Source organism: Pseudomonas sp. C2B4 (genome assembly GCF_013359695.1).
GTDB lineage: Bacteria > Pseudomonadota > Gammaproteobacteria > Pseudomonadales > Pseudomonadaceae > Aquipseudomonas.
On sequence record NZ_JABFMU010000001.1, the window covers coordinates 183,063 to 199,805 of the forward strand.

Here is a 16,743-nt window from a genome sequence, read left to right on the forward strand (position 1 = left end):
GTTGTATTCCTCACTGAGCGCTTTCAAAGCCTTCGAGTACGTTCACGGCATTGATGCCGATTTCTTCGACCGCGTAACCGCCTTCCATCACGAACAGCGTCGGTTTGCCCAGGGCCGCAATACGCTTGCCCATGGCCAGGTAGTCCGGGCTGTCGAGTTTGAATTGCGAAATCGGATCGTCTTTAAAGGTGTCGACCCCCAGGGACACGACGATGATGTCGGCACCGTAGTTTTCGATTTCTTTGCAGGCCTGTTCCAGCGCTGCGCTCCAGACGTCCCAGCCCGAACCTGCGGCCAGCGGATAGTTGAAGTTGAAGCCTTCGCCGGCACCTTCGCCCAGCTCGTCTTCATAGCCGAGGAAGAACGGAAACTCGGCTTCCGGGTGACCGTGGATCGAGGTGAACAGCACGTCGCTGCGCTCGTAGAAAATCGATTGGGTGCCGTTGCCGTGGTGGTAGTCGACGTCGAGGATCGCGACCTTTTTGTGGCCTTGATCGAGGAACGCCTGGGCGGCGATGGCGGCGTTGTTGAGGTAGCAATAGCCTCCCATCAAATCGCCGGCCGCGTGGTGTCCCGGTGGACGGCACAGGGCGAAGGCACTGCGGGCGCCGCGCTGGATTTCCGCTTGCGCGGTCAGTGCCACTTGCGCCGCGCTGTACGCCGCTTGCCAGGTGCCGGCGGTGATGGGGGCGCCGCCGTCGAAGCTGTAGTAACCGAGTTCGCCGTGCAGGCTGGTGGGTTTGATGCGGCGCAAGGTACGCGCCGGCCAGGTGTAAGGCAGCAGGTCGCCATCGGTGTTGAACTCGGTCCAGCGCGCCCAGGCGCCTTTGAAGAAATCGAGGTAGTCGCGGCTGTGGATGCGCGCGATCGGATCGAGGCCGAAATCCTTCGGTCCTTGCACCGGGCCGAGGTTCTGGTTTTGCACCCGCGCCAGCACGTGGTCGGCACGGGACGGCATTTCAAAGCAGGGCTTGAGTTGCCCGTCGATCAATTCACAACGGCCGTGGTGCAGGTGGTGATCATCCGAGTAGATCGTCAGCATTTCTTGTTCTCCGTAGGCTGATTCGGTTGAACACAGTCTTGCGGCGCAGGCCGTTTTGGAGAACGGCAGGAAAGGCCAAAAGGGGATCGAAATGGCCAAAACATTTGACCGAAATTCGCCCCTCGATGGCATGGCGTTGCACCCGAACCGGGCATGGAATGCATAACCTGTGGGAGCGAGCCTGCTCGCGAAAGCGTCGGAAGATCTACAAAAATGCGACTGATACACCGCTTTCGCGAGCAGGCTCGCTCCCACAGGGGTACTCAGTGCGGGCGGAACTGGCTCGGCGCCACGCCGCTCCAGCGCACAAACGCATGACGAAAGCTCGCGGTTTCACTGAAGCCCAAGGCTTCGGCGATCCGGTAAATCGGCATCTGATCCTCGCAGAGCATCTGCTTGGCCTGTTCGAAGCGCAGTTCGTCGAGCAATTCCTGATAACTGCAGCCCATGTCCTTGAGATGTCGGCGCAACGTCCGGGCGGAACAGTTCATCTGTTCGGCCAGGCCCTCGAGGCCCGGCGCCGCATTCAATTGCGCACTGAGCAGTTGGCGAATCCGCCCCAGCCACGCCTGGCGCCCGGTGAACTCGGTGTTCTGCTTGCGGCAGCGTTCGGCCATGGCTTGATGGGTGATGATATCCGCCAGGGGCAAGGGTTGGTCGAGCCACCTTTTATCGAAGGCAAAGGCGTTGTCCCGCGCACCGAAGTGCAGCGGGCAGTCGAAGTGCTCGGCGTAGGTCGCTTCATAGTCGGGGGCCGCGTGTTCGAAGCGTGCCGCCCGCAACGGCAGCGGGTGCCCCAGCAGGTCATCACAGATGACCTTCAGCGAGACCAGGCAGAACTCGGCGTTGAACACCGCCAGCGCCGGATTCTCCCGGTAATCGGCAGCGACGAACCAGACACGCTCGCCGTCGTCTTGCAGGCTCAGTTCGAACAATGTTCCCAGCAGCGCCGGATAGCGCATCGCCAAACGCAATGCGTCACCGAAGGTGGCACTGGTGAGTAATGCGTAACCGAGAATGCCGTAGCAGGAAACGTGCATCCGCCGACCCAGTTCCAGGCCGATATCGTGCTTGAGGGCGACGGCGTTGGCACAGACCTGCATCTCCTGGTTGGTGGTGATGCGTGTGTCCGCCCGGCTCAGGTCTGCCGCGCTGATGCCACTGCCGGCAAGCAGCGCTTCGCTCGACAGGCCCTCGGCCTTGAAGGTGTTGAGCACCAGAGAGACGGCATTGAGGGTAGTGAGGTGGGAGTGGAGCATTGGGGGAACACCCGTAATCGTTTGATCGGGACTGAGCAAGTAGCGTGCCGTGATTCAGCGCCCTTACTGTATCAAGGGCGCTGAATGTTGCCGGATGTTCACCGCGTCTGTTCTCTCAGATCGCGTTGAAAAACAGCGCCTGAGCCTGTTCCAGGCCAATCATGCTGCGGTAGTAGACCAGTCGTTGTGCCGCATTGAGTCCTTCAGGGGTATTTGAGCTCAGCCCTAGACTTTGCTCCTTCGGGGTTTTCAAACGGCCGTAGAGAAAGACCCTGGCAGGCACCCACGAAGTGGGGTACAGGAAATGTGCATACCAGAGAGCCTCCCCGCTTTTCTGATCACGAATCGTGTATTCATCCAGATATCGAGTATTGCCCCCCTTGAGGCGACGTCGACTAATGGTTTTCGCAATCCTTATCTCTTGTTTGCTTTTCAGCCACTCAATGCCCGAGAGGGTGGGCGGTTGTTCCTTGATCAGCTTCAGCATGCTGAGGGTGGCTTGCCGGTAGAGGTTTTGTGAAGCGGCCTTGAGCGCCTGATTGACTTGTGCGGCCGGAGTTGAAGTGCTCTCGGTGGCGTTTTCGTCGGTCAATGCTTGCTCAATGGTGCTGCTGGCCTGTTCCAGTCTCATGGCGTGCTGGTGAAACAGGTATTCCATACCGAAAGGTGAGCGCCCTGGTTGTTTCGCTTGTTCGACCATGCGCGCATTGAACGCAGGCAGTCCTTCGAGCAGTGCCTGGCCTTGGTTGACACTGGCCACCAGGTCCGGCGTCACTTTTTCGGTCGAGGCCGCTTCCACGTGCCTGACCCAGACATCCGAGTCCTTGCGATGGAAGGTTGCGATGACCTTGTCGGTGAGCGGTGAGGTGATGTCGACCAGATCAGTGTCCAACCCCTGCGAGGTAAGACGCGGCTCCCCGATGAGCACCCCGTTGTAACGTGTCCGGATGAATTTCCTTTTTGGCCTTGGCGGTTGCACAGGGAGGGAAGGGCGAGCGCGTATTGCATCTCTTTCTTCGAGCACCACGATCAGATTACGCGCGGTGCGATTCTTGAATCCATTGAGCTGTTGGCGCAGGCGTGTGACCGGTGCTTCAAGGACATCCTCGGCGTGCGCACTGTTGAAATCCGTCAGGCGTTCGTCGATGACATTGAATTGTTCGATCAGGTTGTTGAGGGTGTCGATTCGTTCGTCGAGGCGATTGACGCTGCGTTCGTCCAAGGTGTCTCGCAAGACTTGAACGGCCATGTCGGCGCTATCGACGATCCTGTCCAGGCTCGACCACGCGTCTGCCATCGTCGCGACGGTATGTTCGGGCAGGCACAGATTGCGCGCGATGGTTATCTGGAGTGCCTTGAGATCATCGACGGTATACGAGGGCAGGAGTTGCCTGGTCTGCTGGATCAGGCGCATCCCTTCTTTTTCAAAGTGCCTGAGTTCCACTATCGCCGCTTCGATAGTCCCCAGGCGGGTGATCATGTCCTGGCTCATTTCACTCATTTGCCGAGCGTCATCGAAATGACGATCTTGTGGGGTTTCGGCCTGACGCTCGATTTGATTCAAAACAGTTCGTACTTTGGGGGTGAAGGTGGTGAGGGTTTCCCGGATACCGGCATGGATGAGTTCCAGTTGAGCTTTCAGGTAGCGAAGCGACTTTTGCTGAAAGTCCGCTGTTGGCGAGAAGACCTGCAGTGATTTGAGATCACTCAGGGCTGTTGCGTATTCCGCTCGCTGAGACTCCAGCTTTTGCAGGTACCGTTGGCGCATGGCTTGAACGGTCTCGGTGGTGGCGCTAGTCATCGCCTGATGGGCTTGTTGCAACTCCGTTTGCATGGCGGCTTTGCGGCTTTCGAATGCAGTCAGTTTTGTACGCCGTACGTTGGCCTGGATGGTTGCATGAGCCCTGGCCGACCTGGACAAATTTGGCCATCCGCCACCACGCAGTCGCAGGCGTGTATCGATAAACCAATCCCCCCGCGCGTTGCTGATCAGGGCAGGGCCCGATCGCGTGGGCTGGCGGGAGTCGATGATTGCGACATTGCCGCTGTCATCCACCGAGACCTCGAACCATCGCTGTCCTACGGGCGCGTACCATTTCTGGTTGAGTCCGTAGAGATGCCGATGGACCCCTTCCTTGGCATGGGCGGTGCCAAGCCCCTCGGGCCGGGTAATTTTGAAGCGGTCCAATACCGTCCCCAGGCTGCCGGGCGTTCGATTCACCGCGCCACTGATGTTCAGGGTTTGCTGGAAGCTGGATGCCTCATGGGTGGTGCTGCTGGCCAGTTGTTTGACACTGACCTTCACTGTCTCCGGTGCCTTGCTGATGGGCAGTTCATTCAAAAGCTCATCGTTCGCCAGGCGTTTGCCTGCTCGGCCTTGGGTCGCGATATGCAACGTGATCGCCATACCGAGATTGAGCAATACGTCGGCGAAGGCCGCCCATTGCGCCGGCTTGTCGTCTCGCTCGTGAGCGTCACGCAACTCTTGCAGCTGGTCCAGGACTTGCCAGATCCAGGCGCCGATACCCACGGTGCGTCCCAAAAAAGGCAGGACGGCGTTGAACACTATCCAGCCGGCCCGTTTGAAACTGGCCCAACGGCTTTCGGCGTTCGATACCGATTGGCGATTGGCGAGCTCAACCAATGCATCCGCGTTAGCTTTGAACAGGGCTGCGAACAGATCACCCTCCAGGGCTTTTTGTCCCAAGGCGATTGGCCCGGTCATCGTCGTGAGCGCTGTGCTATCAACCAGAAACCTGATCGCCGCCCACGGCGATGGCAGGGAACCGGGGAAAACGTAAGCGGCGTAGTCGCTACGAACATCGTCCGGTAACCACGCCAGCACAGACTCCCGCAGGCTGGCGGACTGCTGTATGGCATACAACAGGTTGGAGGGGGAAGGGTATTGGGTCAAAGGCTGGTCGAGCATGGGCCGATACAACAGGCATGGGCCGGCAGTCGGGTCTTTAGGGCCAATCACAAACATGTTGGCGACCACATCCTGGGAGTCATCCTTTCGGCGTTTGGGAACGAAAGCCAATGGACGAATAACAATGGCCTGACCTTCGACCACCCGATCAGCGACCACGGGCTCCATCACGGCGGCGACATAACGGTACCCGCGAGCGTCGATCCCGGCCTGCTCGCAAATTTTGCATTGCAAGGCCAGCAGCGGTAGCTGGATTCGCAAATGCCCGGCATACAACGCTTGTCGACGCATCGACTCTTTCGGGTCATCAAGCAGCTTGTTCTTGATCAATGCCGGGTAGGTGCTGCCGATGTCCGCTTTGCTGACGAGCCCTTCCACATACTCGACGGTCATCCACTCGGGTAGCGGTTTACCGTTGGTGGCGTGAACGGACTTGTCACCGGACGGGACGGCGATGAGGTTCTGCAGGGCGAGATCGCCAGCGCTGAAGGTGGAAATGTCGAGCTTGCCCGGAACGACAAATGTTCCCCACACGACAAGGCTGCGGACGCGAATTTCCACGGCGGCCAGGTCCGGCTGTGTGGCACCTGGATGGTCTTTGTCCATTTCGGTTTTCATGGCATCGAGTGCGTACTGCTCGATGGGCGGGATGCCTTCCAGATAGGACTTGCCTGCGTTCTGGCTGTGCAAAACCGCCAGGTCTTTCAAGTGTCGGGAATAGTTGTTCAGGTCCGGGAGGGAAGCCGAGCTGAGCCAGTCAGGTAGCGCGTCTTTAAACCATTCCAGCCCGGGGGCTGTTGTGGTGGTGGCACTGGCTTCGGGTGCGAGGAGCGGTTTGTTCGGACGGGTGTGCCTGAGGCTGGAGAAATCAAGAGCGCCAATCACATCGATCTGGATCGATATCAGTGCGCAAGCCTGATAGTCGAATACGTTGCTGCCGGGCTCCACCAACCGCCACTGCATTTTCTGGCGAGGCGTTGATTTCACGTGGTCGGGCAGTGTCGCGCCCAGTTGTTCCAGGGAGTCGAATTTTTCATACCCCTTGAGCACTGAATGCGTGAGGATGACGGTTTTACCCTGCTGTTTGCCGACCAGAACCACGATCGACGCCTCGCCCCAATGCATTGCGTTCTCGTCGGCTGCCAGATCGATAGCAACCAGATAGGCCTTGCACTGATACGGATCGGCAACCCCACTTGTTGTCAGGTCCGGTGTGCGGAACAAGGTGCGTGCCATGTTGCAGTCATCGTGACTCCATCCCTTGACCCGATCGACATTCCACACATTGCGCAATGTGTTCGAGAGTTCGTGCCAGCGGGGGCCGGAGGTGCCTTCCGCCTTGTTCCAGAACTCCAGCTGTTGTTCCTGAAACGCCTTGAGCATCACAGGCGCCAGCAGATTGATCATTTTCGCGATTTCGTCGATTCGTACCGGCAAATGAATCGCCGGCTCGGCAATCGGCTGTTGGGTCAGGAAATGCTCGCCTTCAATGTACAAGGCCGGCACCGCATACAGCGTCAGGTCGGCAAGGATTTCAGTCAGCGCTCGGTAGTGGGTGGGGCCGGCCACGATTTCATCGTCGAGGATTTCCCATGAGGGCGTACCGACCATGGTGATGTTCGGGTCGAGATCCAGTGCCGGATACAGTTTTTGCAAAGACTGGCGCAGCACCACCGCTGCAACGTCTGTCAGGTCGGGGCCGATGCTGAGTTGAGTGATCAGTGCGTCGATGACGTTCTGGTGGGAGGGGGTCTGTGGCTTGGTCGTTGAGGCGGCTGTGCTCATTGTGCATCCCTGCGTTTCAAAGTCATGGAGGTTGCCCGAGGACAAGCCTCGGGTTTTTCCATGCTAGGGAGCCATCAGCCAGGGAGGGTGGTAATTAATTACCCCCCCCATGTTTGTAGATTCAACTCAATTCGCCGCACAAATCCAGTTCGACCAAGCGACGAACTTCGGCGGGGTCCAGGCGGGCACCTGATAGCGCATGAAGCTTTCCGAACGCAGCCTCACGGGTCATGCCGCCACCCGAAAGCACGCCAGCGCCACGCAATCGGCTGCCAGCCTCATAGACATCCAGCTCGACGCCGCCTTCGTGGCATTGAGTCACGGCAACCACGACCACGCCCTTGTCCCGCGCCCGTTCCAGGCTGGCGAGAAACTCGGGGTTGTCGCTGGGGCCGGTACCGCTGCCGTAGCACTCCAGCACCAGACCTTGAATACCACTATCAAGCAAGCCATCCAGAACCCCGGCACTGATGCCGGGAAACAGCGGCAGCACCGCAATATTCGCCAGATCTTTACTCTGGTTGTAGTTCAACGCGGCGGGCAGTGAAGTGGCCTTCACGCCGCCACCCTGACGCTCCAGGCGCTTGAACGGGTGCCGGCCGAAACTGCGCACCTTCGCGCAACGGGTCGGGTCCAGCAATTCGCCGTGGAAGTACAGATGCACACCCGGCGCCAGGCCTTGGCCAAGGGCAACCAGCGCGCCGCCGAGGTTTTCCCAGGCATCGCTGTCCGTGACGCCGGCCGGCAGCATCGAGCCGGTGAAGCACACGCGGGCGTGCAGGCCGAGCAACTGGAAACTCATGGCGGCGGCGCTATAGGCCAGGGTGTCGGTGCCATGCAATATCAGCACATTGTCGCAGCCCTGCACATCCACCGCATCAACCACCGCTTCGCGCAGTTGCTGCCAGTAGGCCGGGGTCATGTTGGCGCTGTCGATCAATGGCGACATCTCGCGAAAGCGCCACTGCGGCACCACGAGTTCAGGCTGGCTGTGCAGGTACTCGCGCATCCGCGCTTCGAAACCGGACGCCGGGGCCAGGCCATTGGCGCTGGCTTGCATGCCGATGGTGCCACCGGTGTAGAGCACCATGACGTGCTGGGCGGCAGGGTAGGTATTGGAAATCATGAGAAGGTCTCCGCAAGAGATAACTGTGGGAGCGAGCCTGCTCGCGAAAGCGGTGCCTCAGTCAACGAAGATGTTGAATGTGATGGCCTTTTCGCGAGCAGGCTCGCTCCCACAATTCGTGCACTTTAACTGACGGGCGCAGGGGATGCGCCCGTTGTTTACCAATCAGCGTTGCGCTGCGGGTACGCCTTGCGGCTCAGCTTTAGCCTTTGGAGCAACTGCTGGCGGATGGGCCGGCCAGGCTTTCAGGTCCAGGTCCAGATCCGGGAACTTGCTCGAATCGAAGACGGGCGTCTCGATGCCGGCAGCGCGTTGATCATCGTAGTCACGCAGGATGCGCATGCCGACCTTGAACAGCAGGAACAGCGCGATCAGGTTCACGAACGCGAGCATCGTCATGGTGATGTCGGCAAAGGCGAACACGGTGCCGAGGTTTTCGATGGCGCCCCAGAAAATCAGCACCAGTACCATCGCGCGGTAGCCGATCAGCGCCTTGCGGTTTTCACCGATCAAGAAGCGCAGGTTGCTCTCGCCCAGGTAGTAGTTGTAGAGGATCGAGGTGAACACGAACAACGCCAGGGCCACGGAGATGAACATCCGGCCCCAGTCACCGACCACGGCGGCCAGGGAGTTCTGGGTCAGGGCAATGCCGTCGCCTTCGAAGCCGGGGGTGTAGAAGCCCGAAAGCAGGATCAGCAGCGCGGTGCAGGTGCAGATCACGAAGGTGTCGAGGAACACGCTGAACGCCTGGACCACGCCTTGCGCCACCGGGTGCTCGACCGACGCAACGGCGGCGACGTTCGGCGCACTGCCCAGGCCCGCTTCGTTGGCAAACACGCCGCGCTTCACGCCCATGATGATCGCGCTGCCGATCAGCCCGCCGAAGGCCTGGTCGAGACCGAAGGCGCTTTTGACGATGGTCATCAACATGCCCGGCACCTGATCGAACTGCAGCACGATCACGTAGATGGTCACGCCGATGTACACCAGGGTTTTCACCGGCACCAGCAGGTCGGCGACCTTGGCGATGCGCTTGATCCCGCCGATGAACACCAGGCCCAGCAGCACGGCCAGGGCGATGCCGGTGTAAGTCGTGTCGAGGCCGAACGCGTTGTTCAACGAGTGGGTCACGGCATGGGATTGCAGGCCGTTGAAGGCGAAGCCGAAGGTGATCAACAGCAGGAACGCCATGATCATCCCCAGCCAGCGTTTTTGCAGGCCGTGCTGGATGTAGTAGGACGGGCCGCCACGATAGGTACCGTCGGGGTCAGCGCGTTTGTAGAGCTGGCCGAGGGAGCATTCGAAGAAGCTGCTGGACATGCCGACCAGCGCGGTCACCCACATCCAGAACACCGCACCGGGCCCGCCAAGGGTCACGGCGATGCCGACACCGGCGATGTTGCCCGCGCCGACGCGGCCGGCGAGGCTGAGCATCAGGGCCTGGAACGAACTGAGTTGACCGGCGCTGCTGCGCAGGCTGTCGCGGAACACCGCGAACATGTGGAAGAAGTGGCGCAATTGAACGAAACGCGAGCGGATCGTGAAGTAGCTACCGAGCCCGACAATGAGCACGATCAGTACTTTCCCTGAGAGGAAGTCGTTAATGACTTCGAGCATGGATTATTCCTCGCTGTTTTTTGTGTAGGCAAATGCTGGCCGGGCAGACACATCGTGTTACACCAGTTGGCGCGCGGCACAACAGGCGGGTCGATGTTCGTCCCGGTTTCATATCGCGGGTTTGTTATTAGTTCGGGTTTCGCATGGGTTGTGGCCTCGCTACCGACGACCGCTCACGCGAAGAGGGGCGGCACTATACCGATGACAGTGCCGTCCGTCTGCACGGTTGTGGTGCATGCGGTGAAACGAGCCTTTGAAACACCCGACGTGTCTAGCGCAGGGCTCTTGTGGGAGCGAGCCTGCTCGCGAATGCGTTTTGTCAGTCACATTCATGTTGACTGTGCCGCCGTCTTCGCGAGCAGGCTCGCTCCCACAGGGTCTGTGGTTACCTATAAAAAGTTAAAAAAAAGGGCCTGGAGAGTGATCTCCAAGCCCTCAAAAGGTGAGAGGTGTCTAGTCCCTCGACCTGGTGAGCGGTGCTACAAATATCGCGCAGGATCAGGCTTTAAGCGGAACCAGGCGCGGAGCAATCATGTTTTCCGGGCGCAGGATGTCGGCGAGCATGGCGTCGTCGAGCAAACCTTCTTCGCGCACCAGTTCCAGCACGCCGCGACCGCTTTCAAGGGCGATACGGGCGATGCGGGTGGCGTTTTCATAGCCGATGTACGGGTTCAGCGCGGTGACCAGGCCGATCGAGTGCTCGACCAGTTCACGGCAGCGTTCTTCGTTGGCGGTGATGCCGACGATGCAGTGCTCGCGCAGCATGTCCATGGCGCGTTGCAGCAGGCGGATCGAGTCGAGGATCTTGAAGGCGATCAGCGGCTCCATCACGTTCAGTTGCAGTTGGCCGCCTTCGGCCGCCATGGTCAGGGCCAGGTCGTTACCGATGACCTGGAACGCAACCTGGTTCACGGCTTCCGGGATCACCGGGTTGACCTTGCCTGGCATGATCGAGCTGCCTGGCTGACGCGCCGGCAGGTTGATTTCGTTGATGCCGGTACGTGGGCCGCTGGACAGCAGGCGCAGGTCGTTGCAGATCTTCGACAGCTTGACCGCGGTACGCTTGAGCATGCCGGAGAACAGCACGAAGGCGCCCATGTCGGAGGTGGCTTCGATCAGGTCGGCGGCTGGAACCAGTGGTTGACCACTGATCAGGGCCAGACGCTGAACGGCCAGGTGCTGGTAACGCGGGTCGGCGTTGATGCCGGTGCCGATCGCGGTACCGCCCAGGTTCACTTCGGTCAGCAATTCCGGAGCCAGTGTCTTCAGACGGGCCAGGTCTTCGCCCAAGGTCGTGGCGAAAGCGCGGAATTCCTGGCCGAGGGTCATCGGCACGGCGTCTTGCAGTTGGGTACGACCCATTTTCAGAACGTGTGCGAATTCTTCACCTTTGGCGGCGAACGACTGGATCAGGCTGTCGAGGCTGGCCAGCAGCGCGTCGTGACCCAACAGCAGACCCAGGCGGATCGCGGTCGGGTAGGCGTCGTTGGTCGACTGCGCCATATTCACGTCGTTGTTCGGGTGCAGGTATTGGTACTCGCCCTTCTGGTGACCCATGGCCTCCAGCGCGATGTTGGCGATGACTTCGTTGGCATTCATGTTGGTCGAAGTGCCAGCGCCGCCTTGAATCATGTCCACCACGAACTCTTCGTGGAAATCGCCGCGGATCAGACGGGCACAGGCTTCGCTGATGGCAGCGTGCTTGGCTTCGCTCAGGTGACCCAGCTCGCGGTTGGCGTCAGCGGCGGCTTGTTTGACCATCGCCAGGCCGACTACCAGCTTCGGGTAATGCGAAATCGGAACGCCGGAGAGACGGAAGTTATTCACCGCTCGCAGGGTCTGGATGCCGTAATACGCTTGAGCCGGTACTTCGAGTACGCCAAGCAGGTCTTTTTCTGTGCGGAATGATGCAGCGGAGGACATGATAGAAATCATCTCGATATGGACCCGGTCTGTGCCGGAACACTGCAAATGCTAGGCTTGTGGAGAATTTTGGGCCAATGCTGTTAAACACTGCCCTATGCATATTCGGCATAATGCCCGTGTGACGCCACGTTCGCGGCGAGCGTGTGACCTAAATTGGTGCGTGTCCGGGAGGACGTGATGAATCTGGAAAGTAAATGGCTGGAGGACTTCAGTGCCCTGGCCGCCACCCGCAGCTTCTCCCAGGCGGCGGAGCGGCGCTTCGTGACCCAGCCGGCCTTCAGCCGGCGAATTCGCAGCCTGGAAGCCGCACTGGGGCTGACGCTGGTGAACCGCTCGCGTACGCCGATCGAGCTGACGGCGGCGGGGCAATTGTTCCTTGTCACCGCGCGCACCGTGGTCGAACAGCTCGGTGAAGTGCTGCGTCATCTTCATCATCTGGAAGGCGGGCAGGGCGAAGTGATGCAAGTCGCTGCCGCGCACTCCCTGGCGCTGGGTTTCTTCCCGCGCTGGATCGCGCAGTTGCGTAACGAAGGCTTGAACATCGCCACGCGATTGGTGGCCACCAACGTCGGTGACGCGGTGCATGCGCTGCGTGAAGGGGGGTGTGACCTGATGCTGGCGTTCTATGACCCGGATGCCGCGATGCAGATGGACCCGGAAATCTTCCCGTCACTGCACCTGGGTCACACCGAGATGCTGCCGGTCTGTGCCGCCGATGCCGACGGAAAACCGTTGTTCGATCTGGAAGGCGAGGGCAGCGTGCCGTTGCTGGCCTACAGCGCCGGAGCCTTTCTGGGCCGTTCGGTGAACATGTTGCTGCGCCAGCGCGCCTTGCGCTTTACCACCATTTACGAAACCGCCATGGCCGATAGCCTCAAGAGCATGGCACTGGAAGGGCTGGGCATTGCCTGGGTGCCTCAACTCAGTGTGCGTGCCGAATTGGCTCGCGGTGAACTGGTGGTGTGCGGCGGCCCGCAATGGCATGTTCCGCTGGAGATTCGTCTGTATCGCTGCGCGTTGGTGCGTAAAGCCAACGTTAGGTTGTTGTGGCGCAAGCTGGAAGGTGGGGCTGCGCAAGGTACGACCGGTTCCTAAGCACAATGAAACCACTGTAGGAGCGAGCTTGCTCGCGATGAACCGAAGAGCGACTCGGGCTGGCAGGCTTCCAGCATCATCGTTAACGACCATCGCGAGCGAGCTCGCTCCTACAGGGAGATTTGTGTGGTTCGCCGGCTGACCTTCAGGTCAATAAAACCGGCGCTTTGCGCCGTATGACAGATGGTCGCAACGGGGGCTGTTTATCTGCCGTATTGCGGTATACTGCGCGGCCTTCGGCCGGTGTAACCGGCTATTTTTCGTACAATCAAGCCACGCATAATGCGTGGCTTGTTGTTTTATGACGCGCCCGCGGGCGCCCAGAGAGAAGAGGCACGACGATGAGTGCACTGGTTGGCGTGATCATGGGCTCCAAGTCCGATTGGTCCACCCTTAGCCACACCGCCGATATGCTGGAAAAGCTCGGCATCCCTTACGAGGTGAAAGTGGTCTCTGCCCACCGCACCCCGGACCTGCTGTTCCAGTACGCTGAAGAAGCCGAGGCGCGTGGCATCGAGGTGATCATCGCCGGTGCCGGTGGTGCGGCCCACTTGCCTGGCATGTGCGCGGCCAAGACCCACCTGCCGGTGCTGGGCGTGCCGGTACAATCGGCGATGCTCTCGGGCGTCGATTCGCTGCTCTCCATCGTGCAGATGCCGGCCGGTATTCCGGTTGCCACCCTGGCCATCGGCAAGGCCGGCGCGATCAACGCCGCGCTGCTGTCGGCGAGTATCCTTGGCGCCAAGCACCCGCAGTTCCACAAGGTGCTGAAAACCTTCCGTGCTGAACAGACTGACAGCGTCCTGGAAAATCCAGACCCACGCATCGCCTGAGGTTGTTGACGATGAAGATCGGTGTAATCGGTGGCGGCCAGTTGGGTCGCATGTTGGCGCTGGCGGGCACCCCGCTGGGCATGAACTTCGCTTTCCTGGACCCGGCGCCGGACGCTTGCGCCGCTGCATTGGGCGAACACCTGCGTGCCGATTACGGCGATCAGGATCACCTGCGTCAGCTGGCCGATGAAGTCGATCTGGTGACGTTCGAATTCGAGAGCGTCCCGGCGGAAACCGTGGCGTTCCTCTCGCAATTTGTCCCGGTCTATCCGAGCGCCGAAGCGTTGCGTATCGCCCGCGATCGTTGGTTCGAAAAGAGCATGTTCAAGGACCTGGGGATTCCGACGCCGGCGTTCGCCGACATTCAGTCCCAGGCTGACCTGGACGCCGCCGTGGCTTCCATCGGTCTGCCGGCCGTGCTCAAGACCCGTACCCTGGGTTACGACGGCAAAGGCCAGAAAGTACTGCGCACCGCTGAAGACGTGGTTGGCACGTTCGCCGAACTGGGTAGCGTGGCGTGCTTGCTCGAAGGCTTCGTGCCATTCACCGGCGAAGTCTCGCTGATCGCCGTGCGCGCTCGCGATGGTGAAACGAAGTTCTACCCGCTGGTGCACAACACCCACGACAGCGGCATTCTCAAGCTGTCCGTGGCCAGTACCGACCACCCGCTGCAAGCCCTGGCTGAAGACTACTCCAGCCGCGTGCTCAAGCAGCTGGACTACGTTGGCGTGATGGCGTTCGAGTTCTTCGAAGTCGACGGCGGCCTCAAGGCCAACGAAATTGCCCCGCGCGTGCACAACTCCGGGCACTGGACCACTGAAGGCGCCGAGTGCAGCCAGTTCGAAAACCATCTGCGGGCGGTGGCCGGCCTGCCGCTGGGTTCGACTGCCAAGGTCGGTGAAAGCGCAATGCTCAACTTCATCGGCAAAGTGCCGGAGACGGAGAAAGTCCTGGCCATCGCCGATTGCCATCTGCATCACTACGGCAAGGCGTTCAAGGTCGGCCGCAAGGTCGGTCACGCCAACCTGCGTTGTGCAGACCGCGAGACGCTGGCCGCGCAGATCCTCAAGGTCGAAGCGCTCATCGCCGAGTAAAACAGTTTCATGTGGCAGCGGCGGAACCATTGCGGGGCCGCCGTTCTCTCATGGCAGGATGCCAAAGTCTGACTAGGCTTTGGCATAGCCACTTCATTCAGAGGGAAATGCCATGGGAATTATCGGAACCATCTTTATCGGCTTGATCGTCGGCCTGCTGGCGCGGTTTCTGAAACCGGGCGATGACAACATGGGCTGGATCATGACCATCCTGCTCGGTATCGGCGGTTCGCTGGCGGCCACTTACGGCGGCCAGGCCCTGGGCATTTACCAGGCCGGTCAAGGCGCCGGTTTCATCGGTGCGCTGGTCGGCGCGGTGGTATTGCTGGTGATCTACGGCCTGATCAAAAAGAACTGACTCAGGCGACAAAGTCCTCTCGGCTGCGCAGGCCGGGAGGGCTAGAATGCTCGGCGTTTCACGTCCTTTCCTTTACCGAGCACCTTCATGCGCCGTCTTCTGTTGACTCTTCTTTTCCTGGGTACGGGCCTTGCCCACGCCGGCGAATTGCCGGAAACCGACTGGCTCGAGCTGATGCCCAAGTCGGACCAGAAAGCCCTTGAGGCCATGCCCGAAATCGACCACAACTCCCCCGAAGCCACTGGCACCTTTACCGAAAAGGGCGGCATGAAGCAGAGCAAGGGCCTGCCGGCGGTGATGTATTCGACCAGAACCGTGCCGTCGATGAACGACAGGAACATTCGTCTGGGCGGTTATCCGGTGCCGTTGGAAACGGATGCGAAAGGGCATAGCACGTTGTTCTTCCTCGTGCCGTACCCGGGCGCCTGCATCCACGTGCCGCCACCACCGCCCAATCAACTGGTGCTGGTGCGTTATCCCAAGGGCTTGAAGCTCAATGATATCTACACGCCGTTGTGGGTTACCGGCACGCTGAAGATCGAGAAGGTCAGCAATGACCTGGCGGACGCGGCGTATGCGCTGGATGCGGCCAAAGTCAGAGTCGTAAAAGAGTCGGATCTGTAGAAAATCAAAACTGTGGGAGCGAGCCTGCTCGCGAAGAGGCCCTGACATCCAACATCAATGTTGACTGTCAGGCCGCTTTCGCGAGCAGGCTCGCTCCCACATTGTTTTTAGTGCTGCTTACAGAGATTTGCTGGCGATGCTCACACCCAGGGTATGGCTGGCGCTCGGCGCCAACGCCACCACATCCGCCATCACATTCGCCGTCTCGATGCACAGCATGCGCTGCCAGCCATCGTCGGCCATGTCACTGAATGCCGCGGCGCGGTCGATCCATGGGTTCCAGATCACCGCCGAGCGCGAACCGGTACTGGTCAGCTCGATACGCCGCTCCCACGTTGGGTCGACGATGCTCAGTTTTGCCGGAGGATCGAGGTAGATGCGGTCGGTTTCGCCGGTAAAGCGCAGATCGCCGGTCTGGGTCACGGTTTTCCAGTCGTCCAGCGTCTCGATGTAATTCAAGCCATCCACCCCTTCGACCTGCACATTGCGCACATCGCTGACGGCGAAGTAACTGTGCAGCGCCTGGCTGATGGTGACTGTTTCAGTGCTTTGGTTATGGCTGGTCAGGTTGATGTGCAGTTGCTCATCCAGGCGAATGCTCAACTTCAAGTCCACCTGATGCGGCCAGCCTGGCAAGCCGCCTTCGGGGTAGGGCAGGAGGAACTCGACGTTCAGGCTTTCGCCCTCGGCTTCGATGCCGCCCAGTTCCCAGTCCATCGCCCGCACCAGGCCATGAGCGCTGGCGGGTTCGTTGCTGACGCGCATCGCCTGCACGCTCTGCGGGTTGCGCGCGAAGTTGCCGAACCAGGGCCAGCACACCGGCACGCCGGCGCGGATGCTTTTGCCAGTCTTGAATACGGCCTCGTCGTTGAGCCAGATCACTGGCGGTTCGCCGGCCAATTGATAACTGAGGATATGCGCGCCTTGCTGGGCCACCAGCAATTCGGCCTGACCGTGGCGGATGCGCCAGCAGTTCAGTTCATCCAGTTTCACGGCTTCAACGTTGGGCGTGTTCATGGCACAGCTCTCGATCAGTAACAGGACTGCAATGGACC

12 protein-coding genes are annotated in these 16,743 nt (G+C 60.1%); 5 read left to right on the forward strand and 7 right to left on the reverse strand.

The genetic code is table 11. The features are described 5' to 3' along the window. Positions 1-10: 10 nt before the first annotated feature. From HNQ83_RS00885 to aspA, 6 genes are all read right to left on the reverse strand, one after another. Positions 11-1,042, reverse strand: a complete 1,032-nt coding sequence (locus HNQ83_RS00885) for a histone deacetylase family protein (RefSeq protein WP_175387242.1) — start codon at positions 1,040-1,042, stop codon at positions 11-13. 263 nt (positions 1,043-1,305) lie between these two features. Beyond that, positions 1,306-2,301 (reverse strand): AraC family transcriptional regulator, encoded by a 996-nt coding sequence (locus HNQ83_RS00890; RefSeq protein WP_175387243.1) that lies wholly within the window; start codon positions 2,299-2,301, stop codon positions 1,306-1,308. A gap of 115 nt (positions 2,302-2,416) precedes the next feature. After that, positions 2,417-7,015, reverse strand: a complete 4,599-nt coding sequence (locus HNQ83_RS00895) for a dermonecrotic toxin domain-containing protein (protein ID WP_175387244.1) — start codon at positions 7,013-7,015, stop codon at positions 2,417-2,419. A gap of 121 nt (positions 7,016-7,136) precedes the next feature. Then, the gene (locus HNQ83_RS00900; protein WP_175387245.1) at positions 7,137-8,141 is read right to left on the reverse strand and encodes an asparaginase; all 1,005 of its coding nucleotides are present in this window, start codon (positions 8,139-8,141) and stop codon (positions 7,137-7,139) included. A gap of 165 nt (positions 8,142-8,306) precedes the next feature. Continuing rightward, the gene (locus HNQ83_RS00905) at positions 8,307-9,758 is read right to left on the reverse strand and encodes a sodium:alanine symporter family protein (RefSeq protein ID WP_175387246.1); all 1,452 of its coding nucleotides are present in this window, start codon (positions 9,756-9,758) and stop codon (positions 8,307-8,309) included. 498 nt (positions 9,759-10,256) lie between these two features. Next, a complete protein-coding gene (aspA, locus tag HNQ83_RS00910; protein ID WP_175387247.1) occupies positions 10,257-11,681 on the reverse strand; it encodes an aspartate ammonia-lyase in 1,425 nt (474 codons plus the stop codon). A gap of 180 nt (positions 11,682-11,861) precedes the next feature. On the opposite strand from aspA, the gene HNQ83_RS00915 reads away from it, so the two are divergent. The 5 genes from HNQ83_RS00915 (at position 11,862) to HNQ83_RS00935 (ending at position 15,688) form a co-directional block, all read left to right on the forward strand. Further along, positions 11,862-12,779: a LysR substrate-binding domain-containing protein gene (locus tag HNQ83_RS00915; protein ID WP_150773041.1), complete on the forward strand. Its 918-nt coding sequence runs from the start codon at positions 11,862-11,864 to the stop codon at positions 12,777-12,779. A 341-nt stretch (positions 12,780-13,120) separates the two neighbouring features. Further along, positions 13,121-13,612 carry a 5-(carboxyamino)imidazole ribonucleotide mutase gene (gene purE / locus HNQ83_RS00920; protein WP_095194600.1) on the forward strand — a complete coding sequence of 164 codons (492 nt, stop codon included), beginning with the start codon at positions 13,121-13,123 and terminating at the stop codon, positions 13,610-13,612. 11 nt (positions 13,613-13,623) lie between these two features. Continuing rightward, complete coding sequence (locus HNQ83_RS00925) at positions 13,624-14,706, forward strand: 5-(carboxyamino)imidazole ribonucleotide synthase (protein ID WP_175387248.1); 1,083 nt, start codon at positions 13,624-13,626, stop codon at positions 14,704-14,706. Between the two features lie 112 nt (positions 14,707-14,818). Further along, positions 14,819-15,064, forward strand: a complete 246-nt coding sequence (locus HNQ83_RS00930) for a GlsB/YeaQ/YmgE family stress response membrane protein (RefSeq protein ID WP_150812713.1) — start codon at positions 14,819-14,821, stop codon at positions 15,062-15,064. 87 nt (positions 15,065-15,151) lie between these two features. Next, positions 15,152-15,688, forward strand: a complete 537-nt coding sequence (locus tag HNQ83_RS00935) for a DUF3299 domain-containing protein (RefSeq protein WP_175387249.1) — start codon at positions 15,152-15,154, stop codon at positions 15,686-15,688. A gap of 117 nt (positions 15,689-15,805) precedes the next feature. Here the strand turns inward: HNQ83_RS00935 and HNQ83_RS00940 are convergent, their stop codons facing one another. Further along, on the reverse strand, positions 15,806-16,705 hold the full coding sequence (locus HNQ83_RS00940; RefSeq protein ID WP_175387250.1) for a D-hexose-6-phosphate mutarotase: 900 nt from the start codon (positions 16,703-16,705) through the stop codon (positions 15,806-15,808). Between the last annotated feature and the right edge of the window lie 38 nt (positions 16,706-16,743).